General features: G+C 48.0%; 11 protein-coding genes and 2 pseudogenes. 12 read left to right on the top strand and 1 reads right to left on the bottom strand.

Annotated features, from left to right (window positions below):
• Positions 1-209: 209 nt before the first annotated feature.
• From JCM2765_RS11140 to JCM2765_RS11110, 7 genes and pseudogenes are all read left to right on the top strand, one after another.
• The gene (locus tag JCM2765_RS11140; RefSeq protein WP_054736808.1) at positions 210-731 is read left to right on the top strand and encodes a GNAT family N-acetyltransferase; all 522 of its coding nucleotides are present in this window, start codon (positions 210-212) and stop codon (positions 729-731) included.
• Between the two features lie 129 nt (positions 732-860).
• Positions 861-2,862, top strand: a pseudogene (gene uvrB, locus JCM2765_RS11135) (excinuclease ABC subunit UvrB).
• A 16-nt stretch (positions 2,863-2,878) separates the two neighbouring features.
• Positions 2,879-5,728, top strand: a complete 2,850-nt coding sequence (gene uvrA / locus JCM2765_RS11130) for an excinuclease ABC subunit UvrA (protein WP_054736807.1) — start codon at positions 2,879-2,881, stop codon at positions 5,726-5,728.
• A gap of 467 nt (positions 5,729-6,195) precedes the next feature.
• Positions 6,196-10,776: a MucBP domain-containing protein gene (locus JCM2765_RS11125; RefSeq protein WP_054736805.1), complete on the top strand. Its 4,581-nt coding sequence runs from the start codon at positions 6,196-6,198 to the stop codon at positions 10,774-10,776.
• A 29-nt stretch (positions 10,777-10,805) separates the two neighbouring features.
• Positions 10,806-12,011, top strand: a complete 1,206-nt coding sequence (locus tag JCM2765_RS11120; RefSeq protein ID WP_054736803.1) for a hypothetical protein — start codon at positions 10,806-10,808, stop codon at positions 12,009-12,011.
• 50 nt (positions 12,012-12,061) lie between these two features.
• Entirely contained in the window at positions 12,062-16,822 is a 4,761-nt protein-coding gene (locus JCM2765_RS11115; protein WP_054736801.1) for a beta strand repeat-containing protein, read from the top strand.
• Positions 16,783-17,673, top strand: a complete 891-nt coding sequence (locus JCM2765_RS11110; RefSeq protein WP_156301775.1) for an LPXTG cell wall anchor domain-containing protein — start codon at positions 16,783-16,785, stop codon at positions 17,671-17,673. The genes JCM2765_RS11115 and JCM2765_RS11110 overlap by 40 nt, the downstream gene beginning before the upstream one ends.
• A gap of 80 nt (positions 17,674-17,753) precedes the next feature.
• Here the strand turns inward: JCM2765_RS11110 and JCM2765_RS11105 are convergent, their stop codons facing one another.
• On the bottom strand, positions 17,754-18,767 hold the full coding sequence (locus JCM2765_RS11105) for a YeiH family protein (protein WP_054736797.1): 1,014 nt from the start codon (positions 18,765-18,767) through the stop codon (positions 17,754-17,756).
• 168 nt (positions 18,768-18,935) lie between these two features.
• On the opposite strand from JCM2765_RS11105, the gene JCM2765_RS11100 reads away from it, so the two are divergent.
• The 5 genes and pseudogenes from JCM2765_RS11100 to whiA all read left to right on the top strand — a co-directional run bounded on the left by JCM2765_RS11100 (position 18,936) and on the right by whiA (position 22,693).
• Complete coding sequence (locus JCM2765_RS11100) at positions 18,936-19,550, top strand: LysR family transcriptional regulator (RefSeq protein ID WP_054736795.1); 615 nt, start codon at positions 18,936-18,938, stop codon at positions 19,548-19,550.
• Positions 19,513-19,752: a hypothetical protein gene (locus JCM2765_RS11095; protein ID WP_156301774.1), complete on the top strand. Its 240-nt coding sequence runs from the start codon at positions 19,513-19,515 to the stop codon at positions 19,750-19,752. Before JCM2765_RS11100 ends, JCM2765_RS11095 begins: the two co-directional genes overlap by 38 nt.
• 102 nt (positions 19,753-19,854) lie before the next feature.
• Positions 19,855-20,730 (top strand): RNase adapter RapZ, encoded by an 876-nt coding sequence (gene rapZ, locus JCM2765_RS11090; RefSeq protein ID WP_054736791.1) that lies wholly within the window; start codon positions 19,855-19,857, stop codon positions 20,728-20,730.
• A 1-nt stretch (position 20,731) separates the two neighbouring features.
• Positions 20,732-21,742 carry a gluconeogenesis morphogenetic factor MgfK gene (gene mgfK, locus JCM2765_RS11085; protein ID WP_054736789.1) on the top strand — a complete coding sequence of 337 codons (1,011 nt, stop codon included), beginning with the start codon at positions 20,732-20,734 and terminating at the stop codon, positions 21,740-21,742.
• A gap of 14 nt (positions 21,743-21,756) precedes the next feature.
• A pseudogene (gene whiA / locus JCM2765_RS11080) lies at positions 21,757-22,693 on the top strand (DNA-binding protein WhiA).
• Positions 22,694-22,736: the final 43 nt, after the last annotated feature.

The raw sequence follows: 22,736 nt of genomic DNA, 5'->3' as shown, positions 1-22,736 counted from the left end.
CGGCTCAGACCGGCCCCACAGCTGGAACCTAGTCGCTGACCGGAATCGTCAGTTCACACAAATCACATTTCACAAACTCACATCAATGATGCTTACGCTGGACACAAGCGATAGCGGCTCCTAGGAATGGAAACAAAAATATACAACAGCGACTATCAGTGTTAGAGTTAGACAGACAGTAAAATTAACGGATAAAAGGAGCGGTTAACATGGAAGCTTTAGCGACGCAGTTAAGTCAGCAATTACCCTATGAGGTGCGGGCACTGAGCCATGAAGATGATGCGCAGATTTATGCGCTTCAAAAACAGTATCAGCGGTATTTTGATTTATTTATGGATCATAAGCTAACCCAGCGCGAGGCGACTTCTGATTTAGACGAATTGGCTGCTGAAGCGGCGGTTGCGCAGAAACAATACCTGGGTTTCTTTGACGAGGGACAGTTAATGGGCACGGTTGATTTGACGATTGATTATCCGCTACCTCAATTAGTTTGGCTCGGACAGTATTTTACCGACCAAAATATCTCGGCAATGCAACGACGGGAGATGTTGGAGAATATTTTACAGACGCTCAAGCAGTTGACGGCTGTTCAAGTTCAGTTATTCGTTCTAAAAGCGGATAAGGACGGCCAACAGTTTTACCAACAATTGGCGTTTGAACCCATTAGCGAAACTCGGACAACCATTGCTGGGGACTGGGTTGACGTGGCGATTTATCAACGGAATTTATAACCAAAACAAGGAAAAAACGCATCTCTAGCGAAAGTACGTTCGGTGTGGTAGAATAGACAGACATGTGTGGGGAAGCAACTTAGCTTGCCTACTTTTTGAGTGCGACAATAGTATTGGAGGTTGCGATTAATGATTGAACGTCAGGAAAATCGACCGTTTGAATTGGTCTCGAAGTATCAGCACGGGGGACCAACCGGGTGCGATTCAGGAGTTAACGGATGGCATCATTGCGGGTAAAAAAGCCCAGGTTCTACTGGGGGCGACCGGGACCGGTAAGACGTTTACGATTTCAAACGTCATCAAAAACGTCAATAAACCGACGCTGATCTTATCGCATAATAAAACGCTGGTTGGGCAATTGTATGGTGAATTCAAGGAGTTTTTCCCGAACAACGCGGTGGAGTACTTTGTGAGTTACTATGACTATTACCAACCAGAAGCCTATGTGCCATCGAGCGATACGTATATCGAAAAAGATTCATCGGTGAACGATGAAATTGATAAATTACGGCACTCGGCGACCAGCTCACTGTTAGAACGAAATGATGTCATCGTCGTGGCTTCGGTGTCCTCAATCTTTGGTTTGGGGGATCCAACCGAGTATAAGAACCATACCGTTTCGCTTCGGGTGGGTGACGAAATCGAACGGAACGATTTAATGCGTAAATTAGTTGATATTCAGTTCGAACGCAACGACATCGATTTTCAACGGGGCCGTTTCCGGGTTCACGGTGACGTGATTGAGATTTTCCCAGCTTCTCGTGATGAACGGGCCTTGCGCGTGGAATTCTTCGGTGATGAAATTGATCGGATTCGAGAAGTGGACGCCTTAACCGGCGAAATTATCGGGGATCGGCAACACGTCGCCATCTTCCCGGCGACCCACTTTATGACCAACGATGATATTATGGATAATGCTATCGATGGGATTCAGGCTGAGTTGGACGATCGGTTAAAAGTATTGGAAGGCGAAGGTAAGTTGCTGGAAGCCCAACGGCTCAAGCAACGGACCACGTACGATATTGAAATGTTGCGGGAAATGGGCTACACCAACGGCATCGAAAACTATTCCCGTTTCATGGATGGCCGGAAACCTGGCGAACCACCGTACACGTTACTGGATTTCTTCCCTGATGACTTCTTATTAGTTGTCGACGAATCTCACGTAACGATGCCACAGGTTCGTGGAATGTACAATGGTGACCGTTCCCGGAAACAACAATTAGTTGATTACGGGTTCCGGTTGCCGAGTGCGCTGGATAACCGGCCACTCAAACTGAATGAATTTGAACAACACGTGAACCAAGTCGTCTACATGTCCGCCACGCCTGGGGATTACGAAATGGCGCAAACTGATGACGTCATCGAACAGATCATTCGGCCGACTGGCTTGCTGGATCCGACCGTTGAAGTGCGGCCAATTATGGGCCAAATGGATGACTTGGTTGGCGAGATCAACAAGCGAATTGACGCGGACGAACGGGTATTTGTCACCACCTTGACGAAGAAGATGTCCGAAGATTTGACCGACTACTTGAAAGATCTGGGAATCAAGGTGGCTTACCTGCACAGTGATATCAAGACCTTGGAGCGGACGGAAATTATCCGGGATCTGCGGTTAGGCAAATACGACGTGTTAGTCGGTATCAACCTGTTGCGTGAAGGGATCGACGTTCCAGAAGTGTCCTTGGTCGCTATTTTGGATGCGGATAAGGAAGGCTTCTTGCGTAACGAACGGTCGCTGATTCAAACAATGGGTCGGGCTGCCCGGAACGAACACGGGGCGGTTATTATGTATGCCGACCACGTGACTGATTCAATGCAACGCGCGATGGATGAAACGGCCCGTCGTCGTGAGATTCAAACCAAGTACAACACTGAACACGGCATTACACCGAAGACTATTAAAAAGGAAATTCGTGACCTGATCAGTGTCACGAAGCCAGCTGGTGACAGTGGCGAAAAGGACGATTTCGTGGAGAGCGATTTCGAATCCATGACCCACGAAGAACAGTTGGATATGATTGGCAAACTTGAAAACGAAATGCGTGCGGCGGCTAAAAAGTTGGACTTCGAACACGCAGCCACACTTCGCGATACCGTACTAGAACTGAAAGCACAGTTGGATTAGGACAGGGGGATCATTTTTGGCTAACGACTATATTGATATTCACGGGGCTCGCGCCCATAACTTAAAGAACATTAACGTTAAGATACCGAAGAATAAGTTGGTTGTTGTGACGGGACTATCAGGGTCAGGGAAGAGTTCCCTGGCGTTTGATACGCTATACGCTGAAGGCCAACGGCGCTACGTCCAAAGTCTTTCGGCGTACGCACGTCAATTCTTGGGTCAGATGGATAAACCGGACGTCGATTCGATCGATGGCCTATCACCGGCAATTTCAATTGACCAAAAGACCACGTCAAAGAACCCCCGGTCGACTGTCGGAACGGTGACGGAGATCAACGACTACCTCCGTTTGTTATGGGCTCGAGTTGGGACACCAATCTGTCCTAATGATGGGACCGAAATCACCAGTCAAACCGTTGAACAGATGGTTGATAAGGTGTTGGCGTTACCTGAACGCACCAAGTTGCAGATTTTGTCACCAATCGTGCGGGAGAAGAAGGGCCAACACAAGAAAGTCTTCGATAAGATCAAACGTGAAGGCTTCGTGCGGGTTCGGATCGATGGTGAAGTTCATGATGTTGATGAGGACATTGAGCTTACCAAGAACCAGATGCACTCGATCGATATCGTGGTGGACCGGATCGTGGTTAAAGACGGTATCCGCTCGCGGTTATTCGATTCCTTCGAAGCTGCCTTACGCTTGAGTGGTGGCTACGCGGTCGCTGATTTGATTGATGGCGAACCAATCTTATTCTCCGAACACTACGCCTGCCCAATTTGTGGCTTTACGGTCGGTGAATTGGAACCTCGCTTGTTCTCATTTAACGCGCCATTTGGGGCCTGTCCAGATTGTGACGGGTTAGGGATGAAGCTGGAAGTCGATCCAGACTTGATCGTGCCCGATGACAGCCTTACCTTGGCTGAAGGGGCCTTGGCACCATGGAATTCGAGTTCCAAATACTATCCTGAGATGTTACGGCAAGCCTGTGAGCAAGCCGGTATTTCAATGGATACGCCTTGGAAGGAACTGTCTAAGGATGACCGCAACTTTGTGCTATTTGGTTCGAAGGGCAAGTCGCTGCATTTCCGCTTAGATAGTGACTTTGGTGGTGTTCGGGAAACGGATGCGCCCTTTGAAGGGGTGATCAATAACGTTGATCGTCGTTACCACAGCGGTTCTGACTTCACACAAGGCCAAATGCAACAGTACTTCCGGGAACTGACCTGTCAAACTTGTCATGGCTACCGGTTGAACCGGAAGGCTTTGGCGGTTAAAGTTGGCGGTCACCACATAGGTGAAGTTTCTGATTTAGCCATTGGCAAGGAACTGCCATTCTTTGATGACCTCCAATTCAGTGAACAAAACGAAACCATTGCGCGGCCAATCTTGAAGGAAATTCGGGATCGGTTAACGTTCTTGGAAAACGTTGGTTTAGACTACTTGACGTTAAGTCGGGCCGCTCGAACGCTATCTGGTGGGGAAGCCCAACGGATTCGGTTAGCAACGCAAATTGGGTCAAACTTATCCGGGGTGCTCTACATCTTGGACGAACCATCAATTGGGTTGCACCAACGCGATAATGACCGCTTGATTGCGTCGTTAAAGAAGATGCGTGATCTTGGTAACACCTTAATCGTTGTCGAACACGATGAGGACACCATGTTGGCGGCGGACTACCTGATCGATATTGGACCAGGGGCCGGCGAGCATGGTGGTGAGGTCATGGCAGCTGGGACGCCTAAACAGGTTGTAAAGACCAAGAAGTCGCTGACTGGCCAGTATTTGGCCGGCAAGAAGTTTGTGCCGATTCCAGAAACTCGTCGTCAAGGCAACGGCAAGAAGATTCGGATCACTGGAGCGGCGGAAAATAACCTGAAGGATATCACCGTTGATTTTCCACTGGGTGAATTTGTGGTCGTCACTGGGGTTTCCGGTTCCGGGAAGTCCACGCTGGTCAACACCATTTTGAAACGGGTGCTGGCGCAAAAAATCAACCGCAATTCTGAGAAACCGGGTAAATACAAGTCAGTCAGCGGTATCAAAAATATTGAAAAGATCGTCGACATCGACCAAAGTCCTATCGGTCGGACACCACGGAGTAACCCGGCAACGTATACCGGCGTCTTTGATGACATTCGCGGGTTGTTTGCGCAAACCAGTGAAGCCAAGCTACGCGGTTACCAAAAGGGTCGCTTTAGCTTCAACGTGAAGGGTGGCCGTTGTGAGGCCTGTCACGGTGACGGTATTTTGAAGATCGAAATGAACTTTTTGCCCGACGTTTACGTGCCGTGTGAAGTGTGTCATGGTAACCGGTATAACTCAGAAACGCTGGAAGTTGAGTACAAAGGCAAGAACATCGCCGAAGTGCTGAACATGACGGTGGATCAAGCGCTGGACTTCTTTAGCGCGATTCCTAAGATCACCCGGAAGCTGCAAACGATTCACGATGTTGGTTTGGGCTACGTGTCACTTGGCCAATCAGCCACGACCTTGTCTGGTGGGGAAGCTCAACGGATGAAGCTAGCGTCAGAATTGCAGAAGCGTTCCGATGGGAAAAACTTCTACATCCTAGATGAACCAACGACTGGGCTACACGTTGATGATATTAAGCGCCTGTTAGACGTACTTCACCGGTTGGTGGATAACGGTAACACCGTGTTGATCATCGAACATAACTTAGATGTCATTAAGACCGCCGATCACCTGATCGACTTAGGGCCTGAAGGTGGCGATGGTGGTGGCCAAGTGGTCGCTACTGGGACACCTGAAGAACTAGCTCAAGTGAAGGAAAGCTACACCGGTCATTATCTGGCACCGATTCTTGAACGGGATCGACAACGGATGGCGGAACAACAAAAGAATTAATGAAACGGTAAGCACCATGATAGCCTATTTGATGGCAATCATGGTGCTTTTTTGTGGCCTGAATTGATTTGAAAAGTTTAATTTCACAAACCTGCACAATGAACCCAGAACTATACAGTGGTAAAAATTAGGCCGACATTAAATGAATAATGTTTTAAAATTGGCCAACAAAGATGTAAATGTGTGATAAATGTAACAGAAACGTAATTTTAAACGCTGGTATTTTTACAATTTAGCACTATAATTTATCTTGGAGCATACTTAAATTTACCACTTTTATATATCGTGAATTGTATGAAAAATGCTAACTTGAATCGAGCGACGGGAAACTGGATTTAATGGGGGACTAACTTACGTTTAGGAAGCGCTTAAGTGGGATTAAGCGCGAGTAACTTAGTTAAGTTAAACAATTGAATAATCACTCATTAACACTAGGGGACCATTGTTCGCAATACGGAGGGGTAACAATGGGGAAGTTAAGTCATTGTAATCATCATTTGGAGAAGGATCTTGCAACTAAAACGGAGCGGTTTAAGCTTTATAAGGCAGGCAAACTCTGGCTGGTTGCCGGTGTCGCAACGTTTTCGTTTGGTTTGGCCCAGTTGGGCGTGACAGTTGATGCGCATGCTGATGTGGCGTCAACCGATACAACGGACGTATCAGGACAAGCAACGGGGAGTCAAACGATTCAACAAAAAGAAGTGGCGCTGTCGGAGAATTCGGCAACGTCTAGTTCTGCTACTTCGGGTACAGTAGCGACAACGTCGAGTTCAGCGGCCGAGACTGCCGGTGACAGTTCGAATGTGACTAATAGTAACGTAACGACGGGTGAAACCGGTGTGACCGAAGAACCGACCACAGCTGATAAAAACGCTACCGATGTGCCGTCAGTCGAGGTACCGGCAACGCTTGATGATCCGGATGCAACGACTAAAACAGGTTCAAGTGAAGAGACACAGGCAACGAACGCCAGTGCCTCTAATTCGAGTACCAACAGTGTTGTGAGGTATAAGAATCAGGTAGGGGCGGTTTCAACGGATGGCACATCAACGGCCACTGATACGACCGGTACGACTGATGGCACAACGGCAGATGGTACAACCACGGCAACCACAGCTACTGATAAGTTGCCAGCTGGGTTCTCGGTTTCGGATCCAGATTATGCGGCAGGGACTTATGCGGCTTCGGTAAAGGATACCGGCGATCAATATACTTATTTTGAAGTATCAAAAGGGAGCTATGATCTTGCCCTTTCAACGGACCGGGATACGGCTTCGAAAACTTATGTGACTGTGGCTCAGAAGACTGCCGATACTTGGAAAGTGCTCTCTACCCAAGATATTACAGAAAAAACTCAGTATACTGATACAACTACTGGCCTGACGGTTAATAATGATGCAACCAGCGTCTATGTACGGTCGTCAGTGGGAACTTACAAAATTGTAACGAACGTATTTGGTTACCTCGATGGTGAATTTAAAGCAGGCACCACAACGTTATTGGACTGGAGTGGCGATGCGGTTTTAAAACCAATCCAGCAAACACAAACGACTAATTATGTTGACCAAAACGGTAATCAAATTGCGGATTCAGTTCAAATGACGGGGTTATCAGGTCAAAAATACACGACTGAACCTTCGACAGAAATTACGGGTTACGATTCCACAGCAAGTGCTAACGCTGATGGTTACATGTCACCATTTGTGGAAAATGACCAAACAATGACTGAAGTACTTTATAAATCAGGTGATGGTGCCAAGTGGGGGACATTGACGTATACAGTTAGTGACGTGAACGCTGGGACAATCGATTGGAAATTTATAGATGCTACCAATGGTGCAAATTATAAGGGTACCTTGACATATGATATCGTAACTGGAAAGCCAGGAACTGCTGGCGCCTTTCCATCCTATCAGGTTGTCAACCCTTATATTCCACAAACAACAACCATCACCTACACTTACGATGCATCTAAAGTCGAAGTAAATGTTCATCACGTTGATGAAAAAGGATACTCGATTGGAACGGATACTACTCTAAAGGGCAAATTTAACGAAGCAATCTCGATTACTGCTAGCAATATTACCGGCTACACATACAACCAAGACTTCGCTGCAACCGCAACGGACAACGCTGCTAGCTACACCGTGACGTCACTTGCAGATGATAACACGGTGACATTGCACTACACTGCTAATCCGGAAACATTAGTGATCAAGCACGTTGATGAAGATGGTAACGCGATTGCGACTGCCGATGACCAGACAGTGACGTCAACATACAATACGAACGTTCAATTGACTGAGGTTGATAAAAATTACAACATTACCGGCTATGAATTAGCTACTGATATGCCGAGAACCTACACGATGGTTGATGGCGAGAACGTCGTTACCTTGAGCTACATCCAGCAGCAACCAATCACAGTCAACTATGTCGACCAAGCAGGCCAAGCGATTGACCAAACGCTAATCACTAACCCAGAAACTTCATTAGCCGGAATCGTCGGTGAAACGGTATCTGTACCAAGTCCAACCATCACGGGTTACACGGCCTACGCCACGAACCCGACCAATTACACGGTCATCGATGGCGATAACGCAATTACGCTAAAATACGTCAAAACGCAGGTCACTGTTTCAGTAGACGGCGATGGCAACGTTGTCGATGGTAATGGTAACAAAATTACAGCCGGAACTGCGGTAGATGGTAGTCAAGGGACTGGAGCGCCAGTTTGGCCAACTAGTTTAACGGATGATGGGTTAACAGGTAATGATAAAAACACGAATCCGGATGTGAATAAAGATGATTTGGATCGTGCGATTCGAGAAACGGTTTATACGTTGGATCAGACGGGGAAAGTGACTTTGACGTCCAATGTTTGGGCCTACTTTACGCGCACAGCAACCGTTGATTTTTCTGACCCGGACAAGCCAACTGTCAGTTTTGGTGATTGGACGGCAACGGCTGGCCCCCAAACTGTAACGGCTGCAAAAGGCACTGATTTCCAGCCAGCACTTGATTATGAACTTGCGCAAGATGTTACGGATAAGGCGGGTCAATCTTGGTACCTTTTTGACGCAACTGGTGAGGCATTGACTCCAGCTACTTTAACTTTGGGAAATCAGACAAAGTCAGGACTAGCGGCCCAACAAGTCACCCCTGACAGCAAGGATTCAACCTTCTACATTGTCTTTACCAACGACAAAACGTTCACGCGAACGATTAATTACGTCAACCAAGCTGATCAAAGTGTTGTTGCCGATAAGGTCACCCAAACGGTCACCTATCATCAGATTCCAACGTTAACCGTCACTGCAGGCACCCCAACGGTAACGGTAGGTGACTGGACGACGACGGCTGCCGACTTTGCGGCAGTTGATTCGCCGACAGTAACTGGTTTATACGCATTGACGCAAACAACGCCAGCTGAAACGACAGATCCAGCCACGAGCGCTGCAACTGAATCCGTAACGGTGAATTACGTTGCGGGCCAGCAAACGGTCACAATCAACTACGTCGGGTTGCCGGATACCTTGAAGCCAACCCAAACGAGTATCAGTGGTGATACTGGAACGACCACGACATTGACGCCAACCGAAGTGACTGGTTATCAGGCGGATGCGAAGCAATATGATGTTAGTTTTGCGGTTGGTGAAGATGGCGCACTTGTGACGCCAAGCATCACAGTGACGTACGTTGCGGCAGCTCACGGCTATACCATCACGCCCGTAACAGAAGACAATGTTGAGATTGGAACGCCGATTGACGAACAGGGGACGACCGCCACGACCATTAGTGATGGTGATTACCCAGATGTTGAAGGTTATACGGTTAAGCCGGGCCAGAATTTGACGGTACCAGCCGGTGATACCCCAATCTCAGTCACTTATACGCCAAATACAGTCACGCAGAAGGTAACCATTCCAAGTACAACGCAAAAAGGTGACGGAACGGTTATTGATGAGACGCCGGTTGAAGTTGAAGTAACTGGTAAAACAGGCGAAGCAGTGTCCATTACGGTGCCACCAAAAACGGGTTATACAACCAATCCAACAACGATAACGGGAACGGTCAATCCGAATGGGACGATTACGATTCCGGACACAACGACGATCACGTATGAACCAAAGACAGCAACGCAAACAATTTCAATTCCAAGTACAACGGAAGATAGCGATGGCAATCCGACCGATAGTACGCCCGTTACTGTTGACGTCACAGGTAAAACTGGTGATCAAGTTCCGATTACGGTACCAACTAAAACGGGCTATACGCCAAGTCAATCGACGGTGATGGGAACGGTCAACCCGGATGGGACGATTACGATTCCGGATGAGACGACAATCGTCTACACACCAAATCCAGTCAAACAGACCATTCCGGTGCCAAGCACGACGGAAAATAGTGCTGGAAAAGTTATCGATAACACACCAGTTAATGTCGAGGTTGTCGGAAAAACGGGTGATGCAGTTTCCGTTACGGTACCACCGAAGGCCGGTTATACACCAGAACAAGCAACGATTCCGGCGACAATTAATGATGATGGTACAGTAACGATCCCAGCCGATACAACAATAACGTATCAGCCAAATACGGTCACCCAAACCGTGACGATTCCAACTGAGACGGCGGATAGTGACGGGACAATCACCGAAGACACCACACCATTCACAATTAAAAAAACCGGTAAAACGGGCGATTCGGTTGAAATTACGTTACCAATAAGAGATGGCTATACGACGACCACGCCGGTAATCACAGCAACAGTTGAGCCAGATGGGACAATTAAGGTTCCGGATGGGACTAAGGTCACGTATACGCCAGTTGAGGTCACCCAAACCGTGACGATTCCAACTGCAACGGAGGGTGTTGACGGGACAATCACCGATGATGCCAAACCATTTACCGTTGAAGAAACTGGCAAAACGGGTGATGCTATTGAAATTACGCTACCACCGAAGGCCGCTATACGCCAGATCACGCAACTGTCACAGCAACTGTTAATGATGATGGCACCATCACGATTCCTGAAGATGAAACGGTAACGTATGAACGGAATACGGTCACTCGAACAGTGACGATTCCAACTGCAACGGAGGGTGTTGACGGGACAATCACCGATGATACTAAACCATTTACCATTGAAGAAACTGGTAAAACGGGTGATGCGATTGCAATCACGGTACCATCAAGAGATGGTTATACAACAGCTCCCGCAACTGTTGTGGCAACGGTTACGCCAGATGGGACCATCACGATTCCAACTGATACTAAGGTGACCTATACGCCAAAAGAAATCACAACGACAGTTTCAATTCCAAGTACGACGCAAGATGGTGACGGCGCAACAACTGATAAAACGCCGATTAGCGTTAAGGTAACTGGTAAGACTGGTGAAGAAGTGCCAATCGCAGTACCAGAAAAACCCGGTTATATTGCAAGTCAAACATCAGTGACTGGAACAGTCAAACCAGATGGGACGATTTCAATTCCAGAGGAGACCACGATTACCTATACACCAAAGGAAGTTACCAATACAGTCACTGTCCCAACTGCTACGGAGGGGAACGATGGAATCGTCACCGAAGATACCACACCATTTTCCGTTGAAAAAACTGGTAAAACGGGTGATTCTATTGAAGTTACGTTGCCACCAAAAGCGGGGTATACGCCAGATCAAGCAACCGTTACGGCAACCGTTAATGATGACGGCACCATCACAATTCCTAAAGATGAAACGGTAACGTATGAACGAAATACGGTCACCAAAACCGTGACGATTCCAACTGAGACGGTAGGTAGTGACGGGACAATTACCGATGATGACAAACCGTTTACCATTGAAGAAACCGGTAAAACGGGTGACGCTATTGAAATTACGCTACCACCAAGAGATGGTTATACAACAGCTCCCGCAACGGTTACGGCAACGGTTACGCCAGATGGGACCATCACGATTCCAACTGATACTAAGGTGACCTATACACCAAAAGAATTTACCGATACGGTTACGATTCCAAGTACGACACAAGATGGTGGCGGCGCAACAACTGATGAAACGCCAATCAGCGTTGAGGTAACGGGTAAGACTGGTGAAGAAGTGCCAATCGCAGTACCAGAAAAGCCTGGTTATACGGCAAGTCAAACAACAGTGACAGGAACGGTCGAACCGGATGGGACGATTTCAATTCCAGATAACACCACAGTTACCTATACGCCAAAGGACACCACAACGACAGTTCGATTCCAAGCACAACGGAAGATGGCGATGGTAACGTAACTGATAAAACGCCAATTAGCGTTGAGGTAACAGGTAAAACCGGTGAAGAAGTGCCAATCGCAGTACCAGAAAAGCCTGGTTATACGGCAAGCCAAACGTCAGTGACAGGAACGGTCGAACCGGATGGGACGATTTCAATTCCAGAGGAGACCACGATTACCTATACGCCAAAAGATACTACAGCCACAGTTTCGATTCCAAGCACAACAAAAGACGGCGATGGTAATGTAACTGATGAAACGCCAATCAGCGTTGAGGTAACGGGTAAGACTGGTGAAGAAGTGCCGATCACAGTACCAGAAAAACCCGGTTATACGGCAAATCAAACGTCAGTGACAGGAACGGTCAAACCAGATGGAACGATTTCAGTTCCTGAGAATACGACGATCACGTACACGCCAAATTCAGTAACAAACACAGTTTCAATTCCAAGTACGACTCCAGGCAACGATGGTGGTCCAGCTGATACGACACCAGTAGTTAGTGATCCAATTACCGGCCATACGGGTGATGTTGTCACTGTAGATGTGCCAACTAAAACGGGTTACACGCCAAGTCAAACGACAGTGACCGGTACGATCAACCCAGATGGCACGATCACAACAACGGATAAAGTAACCTATACACCAAAATCAGTAACCAAAACAGTTTCGATTCCAAGCACCACAATGAACAGCGATAAGACAGTTCGAAACGATGATCCAGTAACGAGTGTTGAAGTAACTGGAAAAACCGGTGATCATGTCACGGTACCAGTACCAGCAAAGGATGGTTACACACCAAATAAAGAGACCGTCACTGGTATCGTTAACCCAGATGGCACGATCTCGACAACTGAAACTGTTGCCTACACACCAAACGATGTAACAGGCACCATTAGTATTCCAACAATCACGAAGGGTGGTAATACTCAACCAACAACAAGTGGTACGATTAGCACACCAGTCAGTGGTGCTACTGGTGACACGGTAACGGTAGACGTCGAGGGCAAACCAGGCTACAGTCAAGACAAAACGACAGTGACCGGTACAATCAACCCAGATGGCACAATTACGACAACTGAAACAGTGACGTACACGCCAATTAAAGTAACCGGTAGTATCGTCATTCCAACGACTACGAAGGGTGGTAACACCCTTCCGACAACGGATGGAAGTTTCACAAGTACACCAGTCACTGGTGTTACTGGCGATACGGTGACGGTAGCTGTCGAGGACAAACCAGGCTACAGTCAAGATAAAACGACAGTGACCGGTACGATCAACCCAGATGGCACGATTACCACGACCGAAAAAGTAACGTACACACCAAATTCAGTTACGAAGACAGTTTCGATTCCAAGCACAACGTTCAAGGATAATAAGACAACGGTCGATAATGATGATCCGGTAACGAGTGCGGAAGTTACTGGTGTGACGGGTGATAAGGTGACGATTGCTGTTCCTGACAAACCAGGCTATACCGCAAATAAAACAACGGTAACTGGTGTGGTGAACCCTAATGGCACGATTACCACGACCGAAAAAGTGACGTACACACCCAATTCAGTTACTGACACAATTACAATTCCAAGTACCACGCCTGGTAGCGATGGCGGCCCAGCTGATACGACGCCAGTGGTTAGTGATCCAGTTACTGGTTTCACGGGCGAAATTGTAACGGTTGATGTTCCAACTAAAGCAGGTTACACACCAAGTCAAACGACAGTGACCGGTACGGTGAACCCAGATGGCACCATCACGACAACGGACAAGGTAACCTACACGCCAAACACAGTTAACAAGACAGTTTCAATCCCAAGCAATACGTTGAATGGTGATGATACAGTTCGAAATGATGATCCAGTAACGAGTGCTGAGGTAACTGGGAAGACCGGCGATCATGTTACGGTACCAGTGCCAACCAAGGAAGGCTACACGCCAAATAAAACAACTGTTACTGGTGTAGTTAACCCAGACGGAACAATCACAACTACGGAGACGGTTAAATATACACCAAATCATGTAATGGGCAATATTAGCATTCCAACTACAACGTTAGGCGGTAATACCCAACCCACAACAAGTGGCACGATTAACACACCAGTCAGTGGTGTCACCGGTGACACGGTTACGGTAGATGTCGAAGACAAACCAGGTTACAGTCAAGATAAAACGACAGTGACCGGTACGATCAACCAAGATGGCACGATTACTACGACCGAAACAGTAATTTACACGCCGAAATCAGTCACGAAAACAGTTTCAATTCCAAGCACAACGTTCAAGGATAATAAGACAACGGTCGATAATAATGATCCGGTAACGAGTGCGGAAGTTACTGGTGTGACGGGTGATAACGTGACGATTGCTGTTCCGGATAAACCGGGCTATACCGCAGATAAAACAACGGTAACTGGTGTTGTGAACCCTAATGGCACGATTACCACGACTGATACTGTTGCGTACACACCCAATTCAGTTACTGACACAATTACGATTCCAAGTACCACCCCAGGTAACGATGGCGGTCCAGCTGATACAACGCCAGTGGTTAGTGATCCAGTTACTGGTTTCACGAGCGAAACTGTAACGGTTGATGTTCCAGCTAAAGCAGGTTATACCCCAAGTCAAACGACAGTGACCGGTACGGTGAATCCAGATGGCACCATCACAACCACGGACAAGGTAATCTACACGCCAAACACAGTTAACAAGACAGTTTCAATCCCAAGCAATACGTTGAATGGTGATGATACAGTTCGAAGTGATGATCCAGTAACGAGTACTGAGGTAACTGGGAAAACTGGCGATCATGTTACGGTACCAGTGCCAACCAAGGAAGGCTATACGTCAGACAAAACAACGGTAACTGGTGTTGTGAACCCTAATGGAACAATCACAGCGACCGAAACAGTGACGTATAAACCAAATCCAGCAAACAACACGGTTACGATCCCAACCACCACGATCAATGGTGACGGTGACACAATCGCTACTGAGTCAATGACAAGTACGCCAGTTAATGGTGTTACCGGCGATAAAGTCACGGTACCAGTACCAACCAAAGAAGGTTACACGCCAAATAAAACAACTGTCACAGGTGTCATCAATCCAGATGGCACCATCACAACCACGGACAAGGTGACGTATAAACCAAATCCAGCAAGCAACACGGTTACAATCCCAACCACCACGATCAATGGTGACGGTGACACGATCGCTACTGAATCAATGACGAGTACACCAGTTAGTGGCGTGACTGGCGATAAAGTCACGGTCACTGTCCCAACAAAGCAGGGCTACACGCCGGATAAAACCACGGTTACGGGTGTGATCAATCCGGACGGCACCATCACAACCACAGATAAAGTGACGTACAAACCTAATCCAGTAACGAATCAGGTTACAATCCCAACGACCACGCCAGGCAGCAACGGTGATCCGGCAACTGAAGAAGCAGTCACGAGTACACCAATCAGTGGTGTGACTGGCGACACAGTTACAGTACCAGTACCGCCAAAGCAAGGTTACACGCCAGATAAGGCCACAGTCACCGGGGTAGTCAATCCAGATGGTACGATCACCACTACGGAAAAGGTTAACTACATCCCGAACCCAGTAAACGACACGATTTCAATTCCAGCAACAACGTTTAATGGTGACGGCGACACGATCGACACCGAACCAGTGACCAGCGCGTCAGTCAATGGCGTTACCGGTGATAAGGTCACGGTAACTGTCCCAACAAAGCAAGGCTACCACTCAGATATGGACACAATCACCGGTGTCATTAATCCAGATGGCACGATTACCACTACGGATAAGGTCACTTACACGCCAGATACGGTTAACGGTACGGTGTCAATTTCGACAACGACAGATAATAGTGCTGGCGAGCCAGTTTCAACAAAGACGGTCACAAGTACCCCAGTCACCGCTGAGACAGGCGATGCTGTGATTGTTGATGTACCAACGAAGCTAGGGTACACACCAAATCGGCGCACGGTCCTTGGCATCGTTAACCCGAACGGCACGATCACTACAGTGGATAAGGTCACGTATGACCCTAACCCAGTTGAGACAACCGTATCGATTCCAAGTACTACGCTCGATAGCACAGGTGATCCAATTAATAACCAACCAGTAACGAGTGCACCAGTTGATGGTAGCACGGGTGATACGGTGACGGTGGATGTGCCTGCTAAGCCGGGATATACCCCAAGTCAAAGTACCGTGACAGGGACGGTCAACCCGGACGGTACGATTACGACCAAGGATAAAGTGACGTACACGCCAAATGCAGTCACGAACACGGTCTCAATTCCAAGTACGACGTTGACCAGTGCGGGAACGCCAGTCAACAGCCAACCAGTAACGAGTGCACCGGTCGATGGTCATACGGGTGATACCGTCACAGTGGCTGTACCAACTAAGGCAGGGTATACGCCAAGTCAAACAACCGTGACAGGAACAATCAACCCAGATGGCACCATCACGACCAAGGATAAAGTAACGTACACGCCAAATGCGGTCACAAACACGGCTTCAATTCCAAGCACTACAGTTGACAGTACTGGCACACCGGTCGACACCGAACCAGTAACCAGCGCACCAATTAACGGCCATACGGGTGACACAGTCGAAGTCGATGTGCCATCCAAGCCAGGCTACACACCAAGTCAGGCAACCGTGACAGGCACCATTGAACCTGATGGCAGTATTTTAACCAAGGATAATGTCACGTATACGCCAAATACCGTGAGACAACGGTCTCAATTCCAAGCACGACGTTGGATAGTAATGGTGAGCCAACAACTGATGCGCCAGTGATGAGCGCTAACGTTACTGGTAAGACGGGTGACAGCATCACCATTCCGGTACCGACTAAGCCGGGGTACACGCCAAATCAAACGACCATTACGGGTGTCATCAATCCAGATGGCACGATCACGACTAAGGATAAGGTGACGTACACGCCCAATACGGTAACTGGCACGATTGCAATTCCAACGCAAACGATTGGCGGTGATGGGAAGACTACGCCAACTGATCCAGTAACGAGTGAACCAGTCACCGGCAAGACGGGCGATACCGTAACGGTTGCAGTACCAAATAAACCAGGTTACACGGCTGATAAGACGACTGTCACGGGGGTAATCAATCCAGATGGAACAATCACCACCACGGAAGTCGTCACGTACACCCTGATTCCGGTGATGGACACGACCGAGACCACTAATGATCAACCACAAGACTCTGTACCAGTTGCCTCGATGGCAGTGACACCGGCTACGGTAGCGCCTGATGAGGTGCTTGACGCCATCACGGAGACAACGGATGACGATGAGGCTGAAGCGGCAGCGACTACGAAACATGATGGAACGGAAGCACACACAGCTCGGCGCACTACAGGTCAATCAGTTGACCAGTTAACGTCAGATGAGCGGGCGAGCCAAATTGGTGGCCTCGCTGGAACAACTAACGCTGAGCAGGCAACGTTGACCGCGGTTAACGAAAATCAGGCAGGTGGCACAACATCAACAACCACTAACCAGAATCAACTGCCACAAACGGATGAGCACGCAACAACCACGGCTGAATCAGCAGGTTTGATCATGCTTGGATTGAGTGGACTGCTGGGCTTACTGGGTATTAGAAAGAAACGGGAGGATGAGGACTAACTAAAAGGATTTAGATTGAACGATTAAAAAAGGCGGGCTGGTTTCCAAACTGGAAACAGCCCGCCTTTAATGATGGGCAATTATAGGAGCACCGTAATCAGTATCCAAACACTAACAACTTGGAGCAGGAGCACGCCACCACCGTAGAAAGCTAGTTTCTTACCAGCCTTCACGAACGCCGCAAAGTTTAGCCGTAAGCCAATTGCGGCCAGGGCGGTCACTTCGCACCAGCCACTGAGAAAGTGGGCTGAGTTTGAAATGATGGGATCAAAGTGCACCCAAGAGTTTAACGTACAGAGCACAACGAAGCCGACAACGTACCATGGGAGCGCGCGTTTTAAATTAGCACTGATATTGGGTTTGACAGTTGTGGTGGTCGTGGCTGCTTGATGATGTTGGTGAATTTGACTGAAAATCAAGACAACCGCAATTAGAAGAATAATCCGCATGATTTTAAACAAGGTTGCGAAAGTGGTGGTTGGCTGGTTGATCATCGTCGCACTGGCAATCACTTGGCCAACGGATTGAACGGTCCCGCCAATCATGGCGCCTCGCAGAAAGTTATCGTGATGGAAGGCAAGCAGACTAATAATGGGTAACGTCAGCATCAAGATGGTTCCCATCAAGTTAACTAACGTCACGGCCAGCCGTTTATCTTCATCCTTAGCATCGATTGCGGGGGTAATGGCGGCAATCGCAGATGATCCGCAAACAGCGTTACCACCAGCCATCAAGAGGGTCATGCCTTCGGAAAAATGCAACCGGGAACCCAACCAAATCGCGCCGCTAATCGTAATCGTCATCTGGAGCACGATAAAGATAATCCCAGTTAACTTAAGTTGTTGAATGGTTTGAAACGTAATCGTGGCGCCAAGGAGCATCACTGAATACTCCAATAGGCGTTTTTCTGACCAAGCGGTACCGCTGTACCAAAATGGTTGCCGGACAACGGTGTTTCCTAATAAGATGCCGATTAGGAGGGCAACGGTGGGTGCACCAATGCCTTTGAGTAGGTCGGCGTTGATCCACTGACTAATAATTGCAATCACTAAGCTTAATCCAAAACCGGGTAAAACGGCGCGAACGGGTTTCATAATTTCTCTCTCCTCGTGAACTAGTGTACACTGGGACTAACAACTCGGCCCCAGTGCAATAACTTACTCGACATAGTATACGGGACGGGGCGTTATTACTGAAATATGGATTTTTAATACTAATAATTAAAATTTTTAATAGTTAGCGATTTAAAGCAGGTGAATAGGATGGAACGACAACTAGCCGCCTTTATGGCGGTGTATGAAACCCGCAACTTTTCTCAGGCTGCCCGGCAGTTATTTATTTCGCAGCCGAGCGTGTCGGTGCAGATCAATCAGTTGGAAAACCACTTTGGTGTGACGTTATTTGAACGAAATGGTCGCCGACAAGTCCAACCGACCAAGGCGGCAGATCAACTATACGTGGCGTACCAGCGGCAGCAACTTGAGTGGCAAACGACGGTGGCGCAGATCAAGCAAACGGCCAAGCACGCCAAAACAAACGTGACGTTGGGCTTTTCTCAGACGACCTCGGTTGAATTATTGCCACGGGTGATGCCAACGTTATTGGCGGCCAAACAGTACCAGTTTACGATTCAGACGATGAACTCTGCCGCCATTTTAGAAGGGGTTGTTAACCGAAAGTTAGCCTATGGCGTGATTGAAAAACCGATGTTGGCGGACTACGTGATTCAAACCGAGCTGCCGGGTGATCAGTTGGTCTTGGCGGGCAATCCCGCAACGAATCTCTGGCTACTGAGGGAACCGGGGTCTGGGGTGCGCCACTATACTGAAGCTTACCTCCATGAACGGGGCATCGTCAGAAGAAACGTTGGTGGTTGATAGTAACCAGACGATTCTAGGGTTATTAGCGGTGGGAGTTGGTAAGACCATCATGTCTCGTGAAATTGTGCCAGAAAAGGTGATTAAGCGAGATATTGGGCCCAACTATCAACGCCAGTTTTACTTGATTGGCGTTGATCAGCAACCCAACCAGCAGCTCGCCCAGTTACGCCAGTTAATTGAAGCAGCGGTTCGGGATTAAAATTAAAGTTTTAGCAAACACCCGGTTATTAGTCGCTATGACACGCCAGGTATGTTACAATGGTTGTCTGTATTGAATGGGGAATTGAGGGAGATAATTTTGATGAAAAATGACGTTCAACTCGTCATCATTTCTGGCATGAGTGGTGCCGGAAAAACGGTGGCCATGCAAGCATTTGAAGATCTTGGTTACTTTTGTATCGACAATATGCCGCCTTCGTTAATGAACAAGTTCTGGGAACTGGTTCAAGAATCCGGCAAGATCAAGAAGGTTGCCGTCGTCATCGATTTACGGGCGAAGGCCTTTTACGATGAAATCATGAAGATGACGGAAGACATTTCGGATTTGAATGAATCGGATGCCGCTCAAATTGTCTTCCTGGACGCGGACAATGAAACGCTGGTCTCGCGTTATAAGGAAACCCGACGCAATCACCCACTGGCCCGAAACGGTCGGGTGATCGATGGCATCAAGGACGAACGCAAGCTGTTAGCACCGTTGAAGCAGGCCGCCCAGTTGGTGATCAATACCACCACGCTCAGCCCCCGGAAGCTACGAGAAGAAATTTTCCACAGTTTTGAATCAGGCGACACGCAAACCTTCCACATCGAAGTGATGTCGTTTGGGTTCAAATACGGGTTGCCAATCGATGCCGATATCGTCATGGACGTTCGGTTCCTCCCCAATCCGTACTACTTACCAGAACTTAAAAATCAAACTGGCCTCGATAAACCCGTGTACGATTACGTCATGGCGCAACCAGAGACGGAACAGTTTTACGCACAGTTTGTGGGCCTCTTAAAATCAATTGTGCCCGGCTACAAGCGTGAAGGCAAAACCAATTTAACCATTGCGATTGGCTGTACTGGTGGCCAACATCGCTCCGTTGCCTTAACTGAACGCATCGGTAACGCGTTGGGTGAGAACTATCCAGTTCACATTACCCACCGCGATATTATGAAACGAAAGGAATCTTAGTATGATGGAAGAACGACATCGCCCAAAGGTGGTGGTCATGGGGGGCGGAACTGGTCTGCCCGTGATTTTACGAAACCTCAAGGGGCATGACGTGGACATAACGGCAATCGTGACGGTTGCAGATGATGGCGGGTCGTCTGGTATCATCCGGGACTACGTTAACGTGGTGCCACCTGGAGACATTCGCAACGTTGTGGTCTCACTATCCCAATTGTCGCCAATTATTTTGCAGTTGTTTCAGTATCGCTTTGATAGTAACGATCAATTTTTCGCGGGCCATGCGCTAGGCAACCTCGTCATTGCGGCGCTGTCTGAGATGCGGCACGGAATTTTTGATGCCGTTCAAGAACTATCGAACATCATGGAAGTGGATGGCCACATTTATCCTGCTGCTAATGAACCACTAGAGCTTAATGCGGAATTTTCTGATGGCACCACGTTGACTGGTGAATCTGAAATTACGGCAGCTCATAAGTTGATCAAACGAGTTTGGGTAACCTCGAGTACCCATCAAGACATCGCGCCACAGGCAGTGGATGAAGTGATCAACGCCATTATGGACGCAGATCAAATCGTTTTAGGGCCCGGTAGTTTATTTACTAGCATTCTACCTAACCTGATGATTGAGAACGTGGGCGAGGCGCTTCGGCAGACTTCTGCGGAAGTGATCTACATCTGCAATATCATGACCCAAAAGGGCGAAACTGAAAAATTCACGGATGCTGACCACGTCCGGGTTTTAAATGAGCATTTGCACCAAAACGTGATCAATACGGTGTTAGTCAACACCAAAAAGGTTCCGGACGAATACATTGATTATCAACGCTGGAACGAAATGTCCCGGCAAGTGAAGCACGACTTTAAAGGGCTACGAGACCAAGATTGTCGTGTGATCTCGTCCGATTTCTTGGAACTGCGCGATAACGGTGCGTTCCATAACGGTCAATTAGTGGTCGATGAGTTAATGAACCTCATCGGTCAGGTTGACTCACGATTCGACACACACATCTGAGGGGAGGTCATCACGTGTCATACGCAAGTGAAGTTAAAAAAGAACTCACAACATTGGAAGTTCACCGGGCAAATGCCAAGGCGGAACTCATTGCGCTGATTCGGATGAACGGCTCGATTGCGCTAGCCAATCACCATTCGTGTTAAATATTCAAACCGAAAATCCGGCGATTGCGCGGCGTATCTACCAATTATTGAAGCAGTTTTATTCAGTTGAAAGTGAACTCATGGTTCGCCGCAAGATGAAGTTGAAGAAAAACAACCTCTACATCGTGCGAGTCAATGAAGGCACCGACAAAGTTCTGGATGATTTAGGGATCTTCCGGGACGGCCAACTGATTGAAGAAGTACCAGCAGCCTTATTAAAGGACGAAGGCCAAGTACGGTCATACCTCCGCGGCGCCTTTTTAGCTGGCGGTTCGGTCAACAACCCAGAAACGTCTCGTTACCATCTGGAGATCTACTCCGTTTACGAAAACCATAACGAAATGATTGCCAGCATGATCAACCAGTTCGGGTTAAATGCCCGGACGACTGCTCGACGGGTGGGTTTATCACCTACCTCAAAGAGGGGGAACGGATTGCAGACTTCTTGTCATTAATTGGTGCGACGAGTGCCATGTTGAAGTTTGAAGACGTTCGAATCATGCGTGATATGCGCAACTCCGTTAACCGCTTGGTCAACTGTGAGAACGCCAACATGGATAAAGTCGCAACTGCTTCCAGCAAGCAACTCGACAACATCCAGTACATCGACAGCACGGTTGGCTTGGGCCAATTACCACCCAAACTCCGCGAAGTTGCCGAAACTCGACTGGCTAACCGCGAAGTTAGCTTGAAGGAACTCGGCGAAATGGTACCGGGTGGCCCAATTTCGAAGTCGGGAATCAATCATCGACTGCGCAAAATCAGTGAGTATGCTGATAGTTTGCGTGGGGCAAAAGTTGTTTAAATAAAAAGCCAAACCGGTTTGTGGTTTGGCTTTTTATTGTCGC

This window comes from Secundilactobacillus similis DSM 23365 = JCM 2765, from assembly GCF_001311075.1.
GTDB classification, from domain to species: Bacteria; Bacillota; Bacilli; order Lactobacillales; family Lactobacillaceae; genus Secundilactobacillus; species Secundilactobacillus similis.
The sequence above is the reverse complement of the archived record's forward strand: the minus strand, read 5'-3'. Positions and strand labels throughout refer to the sequence as shown.